Genomic DNA, 14,121 nt, shown 5'->3' with positions numbered 1-14,121 from the left:
TTCCGTCGCAAAAGAGGGTGGGATTTTGCGCGAGATTTGTTAACGCTCAAGTCCTTTCTGCGATAGAGTCTCAATTGCAATTTTGTGAGACTTTCTTGTGCTCCAGCGCCTGTCAGGACGTGGCGTGGCAGGCGGTCAGGATTTTGTGAAGCGCCGCCAAGCCAGAGCAAAACCGGTCCAAACCAGGAGGATGGTGCAGATGGTAGCGAGGGCGGCAACGGTTTGGCCGACGAAGCCGAAGAGCTCACCAGTGTGGAGGAAGCGGGCGTACATGCGAAGGCGGCGGCCAAGGTTTTGCTGCTGGATGTCGTCGGGGCTGGGCAGCACTTTGCCCTGGGCCACATCGAGATTCAGCATGGTGCGGAGGTGGACTTGGCCGCGACCGCCGCGATCAAGCATGAGGGGGAAAGGATCGCCGGGTTTCAACGGCATGCGCAGGCTGAGGGTGGTCCAGCCGGGAATCTGCTGGCGTGCCTGGGCAAGAAGAGGAGAGAGGCCGGAGAGGGAAGGTGCGGGTGCCGGAGAACCATTTCCTTCGCGTTTGCCGCCGCCACTGGGGCTGCCGGGGCCACCCGCGGGGCGTTCGCGTGGGGGAGGTGGCTGGGTGCCGGTGAGGGTGAAGAGGAGGTTGTTTGCCCAGCCGTAGGACATGATGAGTCCGGTGAGGATGATGAGGAGCAGCGGCAGCGCGCTCCAGAAGCCGAAAACGTTGTGCCAGTTCCAGTTCCGGGCACGTCCTCTGAGCTGAGGATTGAGAAGGATGATCGCACGCAGGCTGGACCAGCGCCAGTGGCGGGGCCACCAGAGGTAGATGCCAGAGATGAGGAGCAGGCTGAAGAGGAGACTGCCCGCGCCAGTGACGGCCTTGCCTGTGTCTTTGGAAAGACCCGTGCCGATGAGGAAGCGATGCCATTCGGTGGCGGCGTGAAAGAAGTCACGCCAGGCGCGGTGGCCTTCTCCGAGTAACTGGCCCGTGTAGGGATTGGCAAAGAAGATGCCCTCTTTGCCCATGGTGAGCGTCACAGGCATGGCGGGGTCTGCTTTCCAGGTGATGCCGCTGGGTTGCAGGTCGGGCTTGGTCTCGTGGACTTTGGCGAGCAGGGTTTCGACATCGAGGTGAGCAGTGCCCGGGATGACGCGGAGATCACGGTTGGCCCAATCAAGGAGCTGGGCTTCGTAGGAGATTATCAGGCCGGTGGCGGCCATGGAGAGAATGACCAGGCCGGCGACGAGGCCGATGACGAGATGGCCCCAGAAAATGAGGCGATGAAAAGTGGGCTTCACGAGAAATTACATTTCCACCCACTGGCGGAGGAGATTGTGATAAACGCCGGTGAGCTGCACGGCGGTCTGTTCAGCGACGGGGTTGTTTTTGAGATCGCGGCCGAGGCGCTGAATGGAGAGATCGAGATCGAAGAGCAGGGAGCGTTTGCTGTCGTCACGTATCATGCTCTGCAGCCAGAAGAAGGAGCAGATGCGGGCACCGCGGGTGACGGGGGTGACGTGATGCAGGCTGGTGGAGGGATAGAGCACCATGTGGCCGGGGGGCAGCTTGACGCGCTGCACACCGTAGGTGTCCTCGATGCAAAGCTCGCCGCCGTCGTACTCCTCCGGGCCTGCGAAGAAGAGGGTGGCGCTGAGGTCGGTGCGGATGCGTACGGGAGCGGTTGGGTGAATGCGGATGGCATTGTCCACATGGGTGCCGAAGGACTGGCCGCCGGAGTAGCGATTGAAGAGCGGCGGGAAAATCTGCAACGGGAGCGCCGCGGCATTGAAGAGCGGATTTTTGGAAAGCGCGGAGAGGATCATGTCGCCGAGTTCACGCGCGGCGGGGCTGTTCTCCGGCAGCTGCATGTTGTCCTTTGCCCTGGCGGACTGGTAGCCGGCGGTGCCCTTGCCATCGACCCACTCGGCGGCATCGAGGAGCTTTCGTGCGTGGGCGACTTGTTCGGGGGTTAGAACGTCTGGAATGGCGATGAGCATGGGTAGAGGGGGAGATGGGTGGGGGGAAGAGGGAGACGGGTCAAGAGGGCGGTAGAACGATCCGAGTGGAGGGACAGAAAATGTCCGGAACCGCAGGCGGGCTCTCCCTGCCCTTGTGCGTGAATGCTCAAGGGAGGAAGAGGAGGAGTAAGAGGAAGAGAAGGATTAGAATTTGATGCTGGCGGTGAGGGCGGCGGAGCGGCCGGGGCCGGGGACGAACTGACCACCGCCGACGCTGCCGATGTAGCGTTCGTTGGCCAGATTGTAGATGTTCAGGCGCAGGCTGAATTTCTCGCTGAACTTGTGGCTGACCATGGCATCCATGGTCCAGTAGCCAGGGGCGGTGCGGGCGCCGGTGGCTGCATCGCTGCTGGTGCGTGAGGCCATGTACTGCGGGCCGAAGCCGAACTGGGTCTTTTCCCAGAGGGTGTAAGTGGTCCAGAGATTGAAGGTCTGGGGTGGTGCGTTCGAGAGGGACTGGCCGACGGTGCCAGCGGTGGTGGAGGCTCTTGTTCTGCTCTCCATGACGGCATACCCGGCGAAGATCTGCCAGCTTTTGGTGATGTTGCCAGTGATGCTGAACTCGATGCCCTGGACGAGCTGATCTCCGCCCACGGTGGTGATGCCGGAGGCATCGGTGGTGCGGGCGTTGGTCTTCTCAGTGCGGAACATGGCGGCGGTCAGTGAGAGACGTTCTTTGAGGACGTCCCACTTGGTGCCGAGTTCATAGGTGGAGGTGTGCTCGGGATTCAGTCCGGCCGAGCTGGCGTTGTTGGCGGTATTGCCGGTGGTGAGGCCGAGGCCGGCACCGGAAGCGCCGTCGATCGTAGGATTGAAGGAGGTGCCGTAGCCGAAGTAGATGGTGCCCTGGCGCACGGGCTTGTAGATCAAAGCGGCCTTGTAGCTGAAGAGGTCATCCGAATTGGAGAACCTGCCGACGGATGAACCGCCAGGGCCGCTGACCGTGGCGTACATGTGGTCGTAACGAAGGCCGGCGCTGATCTCCCAATGCCTGCCGAACTTCATGGTATCGAAGATATAAGCGGAGCAGGTGTAGAGGTAGGCCTCGGTCGCTAGAGGCAGGCCGGGGTAGGTGCTGGTGATGTCCTGAGCATTGGCCGGAGGGAAGGCGCTCGGGGGAAGATTGAGGCCGGTGTTGTACAAATCGGTGAGGGAAGAGATGCCGGCGACGTTGGCATTCTGCTGATGCTCGAGGTAGAACTCCATACCGGTGACGAGCGCGTGCTTGATGGAACCGGTTTCAAAGCTGGCGACGAGATTGGTCTGGTTGCCAAACATTTCGGTGAACTGCTGGCGACGCTGGAGCTGGCGGTTCAGGATCGTGGTGTACTGATTCCCGGCCGCGGCGCCGACGTCTCGAAGGCGTGGCGAGGTGCTGACGGAGTCGCGGTGGCTGCGGGAGTAGCGGGTGGCATTGCGCAGGCGAATGTCCTGGGTGAAGTCGTGCTCGAAGATGGCGGTGAAGTGGTCGGTCTGGATCTTCTCATAGTCCACGCCGGGAAGTCCGTAGAAGGTATTGAAGCTGACGCCGGGAGGCGCCTGGTTCACATCGTTGGTGAGTCCGGCTCCGGTGCCGCTGAAGGTGCCGTTGTTGGGGATCCATGGCAGGCCGTAGTCGGGGATGTTGCTTTCCTCGAGACGCTGATAATTCAGCGTAAAGCGGGTGTCCGTGCCGAGACCGGTGCCGAGCGATGCGCCGATGCCGTAGCGCTCCATGGAGACATTGTCACGCCCGGGAGTGTCCGCAGTGTGGTACATGCCATTGAGGCGGAAGGCGGAGTGCTCGGAGAGCTTTTCGTTCACATCGAGGGTGCCGCGGTAGAGGTTGCTGGTGCCGACGCTGAGGGTGGTCAGAATGGAATCTGTCAGATTGGCCATCTTGCTGACGGTGTTGATGGAGCCGCCGGTGGAGCCACGGCCGGTGGTGGAGGACGAGGGGCCTTTGGTGATCTCGACCTGCTCGGTGTTGAAGGGGTCACGGTTGTAGGAGGCGTAGTCGCGCAGGCCGTCGAGGTAGATGTCGCTGCGGGCGGTGAAGCCGCGGATGGAGAGGTTGTCTCCGGATGTGGTGCCGCCTTCGCCAGCCTGCATGGAGATGCCGGGGGTGTTTTTCAGCACATCGCGCAGGCTGAAAGCACCGCGGTCTTCGATGACGGCCTTGGGGATGACGGTGATGGTCTGCGGGATGTCGAGTAAAGGCTCGGTGTATTTGGCGGACTGCAGGCGGGAAGGGTTGTAAACCGAGCCTGCGGCTTCAACGATGACCTCCGGCATCTCCGTGGGGATGTTTTCGGCCTGGGGCTTGAGCTTTTCAGGGGTGGCGCTCTGAGCACTCACGCTGCCCGCTGAACAAAGCAGGGAGGTCAGGGAGAGGGCTTCTGTGCCCGTTTTGAGGAAGCGACGGCGGAAGGATGGAGGGAGTTGATGGTACATGGAGGCGAAAGAGAATGGGCTAGTTCAATTGATAATGAGATTCGTTTTCATTAACGAGTTGCGATTAAGTCTCAATTGTTAGCCGAGTCAACCCTGAAAGTGCTGAAAGCAATTGCGGGTTAAAAAGTGTCCGGAGAGCCGCACTGAAGGCACAAAAATGGGCCTTGGATGACACCGTAAAGGTGCTCCAAGGCCCATTGACCTCTGAACCCAACCTATGGGAACTAGAATTTGAAGCTTGCGGTCAGCGCTGCGTAGCGTCCCGGTCCAGGTGTGGCGCTACCCACGCTGCTGGCGCTGAGAATGTAGCGCTGGTTGGCGATGTTATAGACGTTCAGGCGCAGGCTGAAGTTGTTGGTGATGCGGTAGCTCAGCATGACGTCCGTGGTCCAGTAGTCGGGAATGACGCGGGAGGGGTTGGACGAGGAACCGAGGATCTTGCCCATGTACTGGGTGCCGCCGCCGATCTGGAACTTGTCGGTCACATTGTAGGTGGTCCACAGGTTGAAGGTGTAGTCCGGGGCATTGGGCAATGAGTTGCCGATTTCAGCGGGATTTGAGGAGTTGCGGACAAAGCTGGCCATGTGGGTGCCACCGGCAAAGATCTGCCACTTCGAGGTCAGGGCTCCGGCGATGCCGAACTCCACGCCGTCCACGGTCTGGTTGCCAGCGGTGTTGGTGGTGTTTGCACTGGTGGTGCGGGCGTTGACCTTCTCGGTGCGGAAAAGGGCGGCCGTCAGGGAGAGGCGCTCTTTCAGGATGTCCCACTTGGTGCCGAGTTCATAGCTGTTGCTCATTTCGGCATTCAGCCCCTGAAAGGAGGTGTTGCCGATGCCGCCGGCGGCACCATTGGTGGTGAGGCCAAGCTGGCCTACGTTGCCGCCGTCGATGGTGGGATTGTAGGAGGTGGCATATCCAAGGTAGATGCTGCCGTAGTCCACCGGCTTGTAGGTGATGGCTCCCTTCCAGGTGAAGACGTCGTCAGTGTTGGAGGGGCCGGGAACATTGTAGCCGAAGATGTCATTGGCCCCGGTGGGGTAATAACCGTGCTGCACGGAATGGATGTGGTCGTAACGGATGCCGGCGCTGATCTGCCAGTGCCTGTTGATCTTGACGGTGTCCATGGCGTACACCGAAATGGTGGCCAGATGAGCTTCCGCCGTCGGCGGCAGATCGGTGGGGCTGGTGCCGGCGATGGTGGTGGTGCGGTTCGGGGCGGCGGCCGCCTGAGCGGGAGTCAGAGAGCCAGTGAGGGTGGGGTCATAGAGATCCGTGGTGGTGACATTTCCCGCGCGTGTGGCGGTGAGCTGCTGCTCATAGGAGAGCTCCAGGCCCAGCACCAGGGCATGCTTGAGCTTGCCGGTGTCAAAGTCGGCGTTGAGCAAAGACTGATTGGTGAGGATGGAGTTGGTTGCCTTGCGGCGCTGGTCTTCGAGGACCAGCTGCGAGGTGTACTGGTTGCCCGGGGTACCGGGGGCGGTGTCGATGAAGCGCGGAGCGGTGGCGCGCATGTCGAAATGATTGCGTGCCCAGCGGGTGGTGTTGCGGAAGCGCAGCGTCTTGGAAAAGTCGTGCTCGAAGATCGCGGTGACCACGTCGGTCTGGATCTTCTGGAAGTCGTAGTTCCGGCGGCCGTAGAAGGTGCTGTAATCGACCGGGGCGATCTGGTTGGTGAAGCCCTGCAGGCTGGCACCGGCTCCGGAGAAAGTGCCATTGGTTGGCACAAAGGGCAGGCCGAAGTCCGGCATGTTATTTTCCTCCTGCCGCATGTAGTTGAGGGTGAAGCGGGTGTCCGTGTCGAGACCCAAAGCCAGCGATGCGCCAATCCCGTAGCGGCCCTGGAAGACGTTGTCGCGGCCGGGGACGTCGTTGGAGTTGTACATGCCGTTGAGGCGGAGGGCGCTGTGAGCGGTGAGCCTTTCGTTCACATCAATCGTGCCGCGGTAGAGGTTGCTGGTGCCAATGGTCGTGTTGACGAGGACGGAGTCCGTCAAATTGGCCATCTTGGAGACGGTGTTGATGTAACCGCCGGTGGATCCGCGGCCCATGGTGGTAGAGGCGGGGCCTTTGGCGACTTCCACCTGCTCCATGTTCCAGGGATCGCGGTTGTAGTTGCCGTAGTCACGGATGCCGTCCACGAACCAGTCGCTGCGGGAACTGAAGCCACGGATGGAGAGGCTGTCTGCGCCGCTGCCGGTGCTGACGCCTTCGCCCGCCTGCATGGAGATGCCGGGAGTGTTTCTCAGCACGTCCCGCAGGGTGAAGGCACCGCGATCCTCGATGACCTGCTTGGGTATGATGGAGAGCGTCGCCGGAATGTCGCGCAGCGGCTCCGTGTACTTGGGAGACTGCATGCGCTTGGGGTTGTACACATTGGCCTCGACGACGATTTCCTCCAAGTTGGTCGGCGCGGAGGGCTTGGCCGGCTCCGTGGCTGGCTTGTTCGCTGCGGTCTGGGCGGACAGACTGCCTGCGGCGCAGAGCAGGGTGGTCACGGCAAGGGATTCGGCGCCTGGCTGGAGGGAGCGACGGCGGGAGTAGCGGGAGTGCTTTGACATGAGGGAGGAGAATGAATGGTGGTTTTGCAGCGGCGCCGATTAAGGGCGCTGTGGGAAAACCGTCAATCATGCTGCCTGGCCAAGTCCCTACGTGGACAGAAATCATCCCGCCGATGGCTGCATTGCACGCTTTTTGATCCGTTCTGCTGCGTGGCTGAGCGACTCCAGCACTTCGATGAGACGGTCCATTTTTTGCAATCCAAGATCGAGGGGGCCACGGCGGCGGAGTTCCGAAGCTGCAAGATCCAAAGATTCCAAACCCACCTGATACAACTCGTCTTCCCTGGCGAGGAGCGGCGAGCCTTGTTCGGGATCGAGCACGTCGAGCAAAAACTCCGCCATGAAGTGCGGCTGGTAGGCGAGGAGGAGGTGGCAGCCGTAGCGAAACAATTCCTGACGAAGCCCACGAAAGTGCGAGGCGCCGGCATGCCTCTCCCAGCTGGCGGTGAGGTGCATGGCCTCGTCCACTTTGTCGGTGGCCTGCATGATCCAGTCGTCGGCGCGGGTGGTGTCCACCGGGGGTGTCTCCAAGAGCACGGCCACAGCGCGGCAGAAAATGTGGCGGGCTTTCAGGCTGATCTCGGCGGCCTGCAGCACCTGGTGCTCGGTGGGCTGGCTGAGGTTCAGAGCGGCTTGTGCGACTTCCAGCGACTCCAGAGGGCGGGAAGGAGAAAGCTCAAGCAGCACTGCGGCGCGATTGAGCAGCAGGGTTGCGAGCATGGAGATGTTCAGCGGGCGCTCGGATGTGACGCTTTCTTCAAGAACGGTTTTGGCACGGTCGAGCGAGAGCATGGCCTCGTTCAGGCTTTCGGGGGTGGCCTGTGCGCGGAGAGCCAGGGAGCGATTCATCCAGGCGAGAGCCAGGCGTGAGCGGTACTGAGGGTCTGCGTCCAAAGGCAGGCGAAGGAGGTGGAAGATGGCTTCGTCAAAGCTTTGGATGGCGGCGCTCAGGTCCTCCGGTTTGCCGAGGCGAGTCAGCACATCTCCCCGGTTCATCCAGCAGGCGGTGAGGAGCCAGCGGAACCAGGCGCTCCCCTCAAACGGAAGTTCGCGGCGGATGGCCAGGGCCTGATCAAAGCAGTGCATTGCTTCCTGGAGTGACGCAGGGTTGCTGGCGGAAAGGAGGGCGATGCCGCGCTGCATCCACGTCTTGGCCACGGCATTGCGGTCTTCCGGAGAGTCGGACAGCGGTGCGGCAGGGCTGGTATCAGGCGGGGGCATGTGGCAGGGGCAGAAAAGACAAATCTGGCAGGAAGGTGGTCAAAAATGGTACAATGATGCGACTGAGTCGCAATTGCAAGTTGACAGGACATGCTTACGTATCATTTTCCGCGCCCGCTCCCTGCCTTGTGCGATGACCTCTTCGATGATAAACCCCCTGCCCGCCATGGGATACGACCTCCACCAGCCTAGCTCCGCTGCCGGCCTGCCGGCTGCATCGGTGGTGCAGCGTCGCAGCAATTTGGTGCGGGTGATCATCACTCTGTCGTGGGTGGTTGGCATCACGATGAGCTTCCTGACGGTGGGAGTGATCGGGATGTTTGCCGCCGACCTGCCGCCGATTCACCTGAAGTCGCTCGGGGATCTCGACGAGACTGAGGAGATACCGATGGTGGAGACGTCCATGGCAGAACTGCTTTCGATGGCGGAAGCCAGCAACGAGCCGTCCGCGGACGTGGCTCCGGTGCTGCCGGTAGAGATTCCTGACACCGTCGAAACGCCGCCTGAAAATCTGGACCTGCCGGAGATCGCCGAGGCGATGACGATGGAGGACATCTTTGCGGTGCCGACCGCGCCTAAAATCGAGGATGCACTGCGCCCCGTAGATCCCGTGGTCAAACCCAAGCCTGCCCCCGCTCCACAGCGCACACGCAGCGCAGCCATGACCAGCAGCAGCGGCACACGCTCAAGCACATCGCAGGCAGGAACCGCCGGCGGCACCGGGACGGCGGGCAGCGGTGGCAAAGGCAAATTTCCGCAGCCCTCGTACCCTGACTTTGCGCGCAGCGCAGGTATGCAGGGAACGGTGCGTCTGAGCATCAGCGTGGGACCCTCTGGCATGGTGGAAGGTGTGACTGTGGTGGGCAGCACCGGCTTCAGTTCATTGGATGAGTATGCTGCCTCGTGGGTGCGCCGAAACTGGCAGTGGCCCGGAGGAGCGGCGCACCGCTACACGCTGCCGCTGACCTTCCGCCTGCGCTGAAGGCATTCCTTTCCTCCTTCCCTCTCTTTTATCTCTGCCAGCTTCAACTCCCCCCTCATGCCCATCCTTGCCAACGTCGTCATCGATCTCTTTCACAAAGGCGGTCCCATCATGTATCCGATCGCCGTGGTGTCCCTGGTGGCCGCGTGCATCTTTGTGGAGCGCGTGTTCTGGTGGCTGCGTTTTTCCGCGAAACGTTCGACCAAGCAGATGGATGAAGTGTACGAAAAGCTGGAGGCCGGAAACCTCGCGCAAGCGATAGCGCATTCGGCGAAATCGGGCGATCCGGTGGTGCGCATGATCCACCACGGGCTGAACCACCGCCACACGAGCATGCAGGGTGCGCTGGAAGTGGCCGCCGGGCAGGAACTGCGCGATGCTGGACGCTACCTGAGCGCGATGGACACGATCGTCACCCTGGCGCCGCTGCTGGGACTGCTGGGTACGGTGACGGGGATCATGGGCAGTTTCACGAGCATCGGCAGCAGCGAGCTGGCGGTGGAGAAGGTCACGGGCGGCATCGGCGAGGCGCTGATCGCCACGGCTGCGGGCCTGGGCATTGCCATCGGCACGCTGGTGCCGATGAACTATTTCCATTCGAGGCTGGCCGGGCTGAAGTTTGACCTGGAAGCCGCCGCGAACAATGTGCTGATCCTTGCCGCGCAGCACGGTTTTGACAAAGTCACCTCGAAGGCCTGATCACCGCCGTGAAGCTTCATTCCCCACTGCCTGAGCGCAAGACGCGGCTCGAGATCATCCCGCTGATCGACGTGATGTTTTTCCTGCTGGCGTCCTTCATGATGGTCAGCCTGACGATGACGAAGCAGAAAACCATCAAGGTGGACCTGCCGGTCGCCTCTGCGACGCAGTCGGATTTCAAGCCGGACATGATCAATCTGGCGGTGAATGCCGCGGGCGATGTGTTCTATGACAAGACGGCCGTCACGCTTCCAGAACTGGAACGCAAGCTGTCGGAACACTTTGGCAAAGACCGCGCGACGCCCGTGTACATCAGCGCGGATGTGAACACGCGCTATGCCGACCTGGTGAAGGTGCTCGACGCGGCGAAGCGCGTGGGATTCACCAAAGTGGCCTTCAACGTCAAACCCGCCAACGCGGCCAAGCCGAATCCCTGAGACATGAAGCGCCTGCTCATCACGCTGCTGATATTCATCTCTCTGGGCCTCTGCGGCATCATGCTGGTACAATGGCAGCGCGAGGAACGTCTGAGGGGCCACATCAGTGATCTTGTCAAGCGACTGGAAGCAGAGAATGCCATGCGCGTCGAGGCAGAGCGCAAGGTGCGTGAGTACGAAAAAGAAATTGCGCGGCTTACGGAGCTGCGCGCCGAGGTGGAGGCGAGGCTGGTGGAAGTCTCACGCGAGTATAATGACCTCTCCGCCGACTCGGTGGCGCGCGGGATCACCATCGCGATTTATATGCGCGAGCTGATGCAGATGCAGCATGGCCTGGAAGCGACGCAGCTGGCCTTTGGCAAAGGCGCGGCGGCGATCAAAGATCACAACGCTGTGGTGAACACGCAGAACAACGCGATGGAGAAACAGAACGAGCTGCTGAAGCAGCTGGTGGAGGAGCGGAATGACGCGATCGCGAAGCTGAATGCACGGACGCGGGAGTTTAACGAACTGGTGGAGAAGTATAACAAGCTGGCGAAAGGGAAGTGAGGGAGCGGGGAAGTTGACGGTGGTTTACGGTTGTTTACGGTGGTTGGGAAGGCGAGAAGACCAAGAGACAATCAGACTTGGGACTCGGGGCGATGGCGTGTGGTATTACTCGATCACGTAGCCAAACACGTCTCCGCTTTGCAGGTGGAGACGCAGACGCATGGGGGCGTTTGTTGGGAGCGTGGAAAGATTTCCCCACCGAACGGGCAGTTTCACGCCGTCTTGAGATTCAATGACGCAGGCTTCCTTTTCGTAGCCTTGCATCGTGCGGCCGGTCACATCCAGCACCTCGACCATGAGCCGTCCTTTTGCGACGTTCGCATTGACATAGAGCTGAGTGCCCTGGGGAGTGAATTCGTGGGTTTCCAAGGTGCCGGCCTTTTCTCCAGCCCGCAGTGAAGCGAGGCCATCGATGCGCCAGACGGCGAGGGCGATGGATTGCTGCTTCTCTGGTGCCAGGCCGCCGTGCGGAGTGGTGACTGCGGTGTAATACATCCACATCTCATCGCCGACAAAAACGGGCGCATTGCTGAGGCCGAAGATGCTGCCGGCATCATAGGCATGCGGACCCAGCGGAATCACCGGACTGCGATCTGAGCAGCGATCCCAGTGGCGGCCATCCCGGCTGGTGACGAGCTTGACATCAATGATGCCTGTCGCGGACCTCTTTTGGCCATTGACTTCGTCATTGCCAAACAAGGCTGAGGGAGGCTCGACCCGCCGGAAATGAGTGACAAAGCCCAGCCACTGGCCCGCATAAGGGAAGGCGGACAGATTGTAATACTCCGAATAAGTTCCACCCTTGAGCTTCCGGGCCGCCTTGTTGTCCACTTCATCGGCCACGACCACGGGCTGCGGCTCAGACCAGTGCTGCATGTCTTTGCTGACGGAAAGAAACACGTGCCGGATACCGACGACCCGCGGATCTCCCTGGCGCTTGTGAAAGGCCAGGTATTCGCCGGTCTGCGGATCCTGGGAAAGCGTGATGGTGTCGCACCCAAGCAGAATGGGCTCCGGCTCGATGGTCCAATGCCAGCCATCGGCAGAATAGGCGGAGTAATAGAGCCGGTGATCCTTGTCCCGGTACCAGTCCACGAGCTCAAACTTGTCTTTGAGCCGCTGAAGCTTTGCCTCGTCCACGCCCCGGCTCGCATTGCCCACGGCCTTGTATCTTTTCCTGGGATCCGTCTCAAACTTGTCCTCAATGATGCTGGGACTGTGGAGGTGCAGATCTGTTTCATTGGTGGCGCCGGCGATGTTCAGAACGGGCTTTTCCCAGTGGATGCCGTCGGCAGAGGTGGCGTAGAGGACACTGCCGGGATCTGCATACCACATGCGGAAGGAGCGGTTTTTTTCATCGTGCAGCACGGTTCCGTAGATGTTCACCCGCTTGTCCACCACGCCCTCTTTCGTCCGCACCTCCCACGGCATCTCCGCAGTGAGCACTGGATGCTCCAGCTTTCTGGCCGGATGCACCACGCGAGTCAGTCCGTGTTTCTCGCGGATCATCAGACTGTCCACAAAGAGCTGCTTCTCCCCCTTTTTGAGCAATTGCGCTGGCGGGCGCACCCAAGGGGCTTCCTGAGAGAGTACGGGCGAACCGAACGTGACGAGGCCGAGCAGCAGAAAACGGGGTGCAAGACGTGAAGGCATGAGCGCAACGAACGTCTTTTCACGATGGAAATTGCAACTTCATCCCAAGCCCCTCGTTCAGCGCCATTCTTGCCAAGATCATTTTGGGGCGGTGGGTAAAGAGCTTGCCATTCCGGGCGTACTGCTAAAGACTCGCGCCCGCATGAGCCAACCAGCCACTTCTGAAATCACCCACCTTCGTGACCTTTCGCCGCACCAATGGAAGTCGGGTATCGCCGCATGGCTCGGCTGGTTGTTCGACGGGCTGGACATGCATCTCTACACGCTGGTGTGGACGGTGTTCGTGGCGCAGCTGATGGATCTGCCGCAGGACTCGGCCGATGTCGGCGTGAAGGGTTCGATCATCCAGGCAGCCTTCCTTGTTGGCTGGGCGGTGGGCGGCGGTTTTTTTGGCCGCATTGGCGATGTGCTGGGCCGGAGCAAGGCGCTGATGCTCACCATCCTGACGTATGCGCTGTTCACCGGCCTGTCGTTTTTTGCGACGGAGTGGTGGCATCTCATGTTGTGCCGTTTCCTTTCGGCGCTCGGAATCGGCGGTGAATGGGCCGTAGGCGCATCGCTGCTGTCAGAGACGTGGCCGAAAAAATGGCGGCCGTGGATCGCCGCGGTGCTGCAGAGTGCAGTGAACTTCGGCGTGCTGCTGGCGGTGCTGGCCCATTGGATTCTTTCCGGCCAGGAGCCGAGATACCTCTTCCTTGTCGGCATTTTGCCCGCGCTGATCACAGTGTGGATCCGCAAGGCGGTGCCCGAGACCGATACCTGGGAAGAAGCCCGCGGAAAGCAACCGGCACCGGGCGTCGGTGAGCTGTTTGGCCCAGCGGTGCGAAGCACCACCTGGCGGGTGCTCATCATTTGCGGCGTGTCCCTGACTGCGCACTGGGCGTTCCTGTTCTGGCAGGCCAAGGTCGTCAAGCAGCTGCCGGAAGTCATGGCGATGTCGAAACAGGGCCAGGCGGAATCCGCCGGGGCAGCCCTGATGTGGATCATGTTTGGCTCGGTCATCGGCAACTTCATCGCCGGCGGTCTGGCGAAGCTGATGGGCTACCGGAACGCCATCTTCTGGATGATGCTGGCCTACTTTGGCGCGATGTTTGCCACCTTTTACTGGGAGCATTCCTGGAATACGATGAAATGGCTCTTCGCGCTCATTGGCGCATGCCAGGGGGTGTTCGGTCTGTTCACCATGTGCCTGCCGCCGCTGTTTCCCACGCTGCTGCGCACCACTGGGGCCGGCTTTTGCTACAACTTTGGTCGTATCATCGCGGCCGCCGGCACGGTTTTCTTTGGCGTGTATCAGGCCGTGCCGAACGTGCGTGAGGCGATGCTCTTCGCCAGCTATCTGTTCATTCCTGCCGCGTTCATCGCGCTGCTGCTGCCGTCTGAGCCCAAGGAGGAGGATGGGATGGCGAGCGCGGTGGACTAGCTGGGAAGAAGTTTACGGTTGTTAACGGTGGTTTACCGTGGCTGAACGCTTGTTGAAGAACCGGAGGGGTGTGAGCCGGATGATGGAACTGTGACGAAAGACGAAGCCTGAAGTGGGGCAGGGAGTGCAATGTGATGCGGCTCTGATGGAAGGGGCGGGGAG

Annotated in this window: 11 protein-coding genes; 5 read left to right on the top strand and 6 right to left on the bottom strand. The window is 60.9% G+C overall.

Features of this window, described 5'->3' with window-relative positions; all coding sequences use genetic code 11:
- Positions 1-135 precede the first annotated feature (135 nt).
- The 5 genes from ACILSR_RS02085 to ACILSR_RS02065 all read right to left on the bottom strand — a co-directional run bounded on the left by ACILSR_RS02085 (position 136) and on the right by ACILSR_RS02065 (position 8,216).
- Positions 136-1,284, bottom strand: a complete 1,149-nt coding sequence (locus ACILSR_RS02085) for a PepSY-associated TM helix domain-containing protein (protein ID WP_395748061.1) — start codon at positions 1,282-1,284, stop codon at positions 136-138.
- Between the two features lie 6 nt (positions 1,285-1,290).
- Positions 1,291-1,983: a Fe2+-dependent dioxygenase gene (locus ACILSR_RS02080; RefSeq protein ID WP_395748060.1), complete on the bottom strand. Its 693-nt coding sequence runs from the start codon at positions 1,981-1,983 to the stop codon at positions 1,291-1,293.
- Positions 1,984-2,148: 165 nt separating this feature from the next.
- Positions 2,149-4,437, bottom strand: a complete 2,289-nt coding sequence (locus ACILSR_RS02075) for a TonB-dependent receptor (RefSeq protein WP_395748059.1) — start codon at positions 4,435-4,437, stop codon at positions 2,149-2,151.
- Positions 4,438-4,661: 224 nt separating this feature from the next.
- A complete protein-coding gene (locus tag ACILSR_RS02070; protein WP_395748058.1) occupies positions 4,662-6,995 on the bottom strand; it encodes a TonB-dependent receptor in 2,334 nt (777 codons plus the stop codon).
- A 102-nt stretch (positions 6,996-7,097) separates the two neighbouring features.
- The gene (locus tag ACILSR_RS02065) at positions 7,098-8,216 is read right to left on the bottom strand and encodes a hypothetical protein (protein WP_395748057.1); all 1,119 of its coding nucleotides are present in this window, start codon (positions 8,214-8,216) and stop codon (positions 7,098-7,100) included.
- A gap of 166 nt (positions 8,217-8,382) precedes the next feature.
- Here ACILSR_RS02065 and ACILSR_RS02060 point away from each other — a divergent pair, with 166 nt between their 5' ends.
- Genes ACILSR_RS02060 through ACILSR_RS02045 form a run of 4 tightly spaced genes read left to right on the top strand, consistent with a single transcriptional unit; the run spans position 8,383 to position 10,883 of the window.
- Positions 8,383-9,198, top strand: coding sequence for an energy transducer TonB (locus tag ACILSR_RS02060; RefSeq protein ID WP_395748056.1), 816 nt, complete (start codon positions 8,383-8,385; stop codon positions 9,196-9,198).
- 57 nt (positions 9,199-9,255) lie between these two features.
- Positions 9,256-9,897 (top strand): MotA/TolQ/ExbB proton channel family protein, encoded by a 642-nt coding sequence (locus ACILSR_RS02055; RefSeq protein ID WP_395748055.1) that lies wholly within the window; start codon positions 9,256-9,258, stop codon positions 9,895-9,897.
- 8 nt (positions 9,898-9,905) lie between these two features.
- Positions 9,906-10,334 carry an ExbD/TolR family protein gene (locus tag ACILSR_RS02050; RefSeq protein ID WP_395748054.1) on the top strand — a complete coding sequence of 143 codons (429 nt, stop codon included), beginning with the start codon at positions 9,906-9,908 and terminating at the stop codon, positions 10,332-10,334.
- 3 nt (positions 10,335-10,337) lie between these two features.
- A complete protein-coding gene (locus tag ACILSR_RS02045) occupies positions 10,338-10,883 on the top strand; it encodes a hypothetical protein (protein ID WP_395748053.1) in 546 nt (181 codons plus the stop codon).
- Between the two features lie 105 nt (positions 10,884-10,988).
- On the opposite strand, the gene ACILSR_RS02040 is transcribed toward ACILSR_RS02045, so the two are convergent.
- Positions 10,989-12,536, bottom strand: coding sequence for a hypothetical protein (locus tag ACILSR_RS02040; protein ID WP_395748052.1), 1,548 nt, complete (start codon positions 12,534-12,536; stop codon positions 10,989-10,991).
- On the opposite strand from ACILSR_RS02040, the gene ACILSR_RS02035 reads away from it, so the two are divergent.
- Positions 12,535-13,959, top strand: coding sequence for an MFS transporter (locus tag ACILSR_RS02035; protein WP_395748051.1), 1,425 nt, complete (start codon positions 12,535-12,537; stop codon positions 13,957-13,959). The two genes, ACILSR_RS02040 and ACILSR_RS02035, sit on opposite strands and share 2 nt — an antisense overlap.
- Positions 13,960-14,121: the final 162 nt, after the last annotated feature.

The organism is Prosthecobacter sp. (genome assembly GCF_044222565.1).
Classification (GTDB): Bacteria; Verrucomicrobiota; Verrucomicrobiia; order Verrucomicrobiales; family Verrucomicrobiaceae; genus Prosthecobacter.
The sequence above is the reverse complement of the archived record's forward strand: the minus strand, read 5'-3'. Positions and strand labels throughout refer to the sequence as shown.

Coding starts and splice junctions, on each gene's coding strand:
- ACILSR_RS02065 (WP_395748057.1), bottom strand. CDS start 8,216: ATGCCCCCGCCTGATACCAGCCCTGCCGCACCGCTGTCCGACTCTCCG.
- ACILSR_RS02055 (WP_395748055.1), top strand. CDS start 9,256: ATGCCCATCCTTGCCAACGTCGTCATCGATCTCTTTCACAAAGGCGGT.
- ACILSR_RS02070 (WP_395748058.1), bottom strand. CDS start 6,995: ATGTCAAAGCACTCCCGCTACTCCCGCCGTCGCTCCCTCCAGCCAGGC.
- ACILSR_RS02045 (WP_395748053.1), top strand. CDS start 10,338: ATGAAGCGCCTGCTCATCACGCTGCTGATATTCATCTCTCTGGGCCTC.
- ACILSR_RS02035 (WP_395748051.1), top strand. CDS start 12,535: ATGAGCGCAACGAACGTCTTTTCACGATGGAAATTGCAACTTCATCCC.
- ACILSR_RS02040 (WP_395748052.1), bottom strand. CDS start 12,536: ATGCCTTCACGTCTTGCACCCCGTTTTCTGCTGCTCGGCCTCGTCACG.
- ACILSR_RS02060 (WP_395748056.1), top strand. CDS start 8,383: ATGGGATACGACCTCCACCAGCCTAGCTCCGCTGCCGGCCTGCCGGCT.
- ACILSR_RS02080 (WP_395748060.1), bottom strand. CDS start 1,983: ATGCTCATCGCCATTCCAGACGTTCTAACCCCCGAACAAGTCGCCCAC.
- ACILSR_RS02075 (WP_395748059.1), bottom strand. CDS start 4,437: ATGTACCATCAACTCCCTCCATCCTTCCGCCGTCGCTTCCTCAAAACG.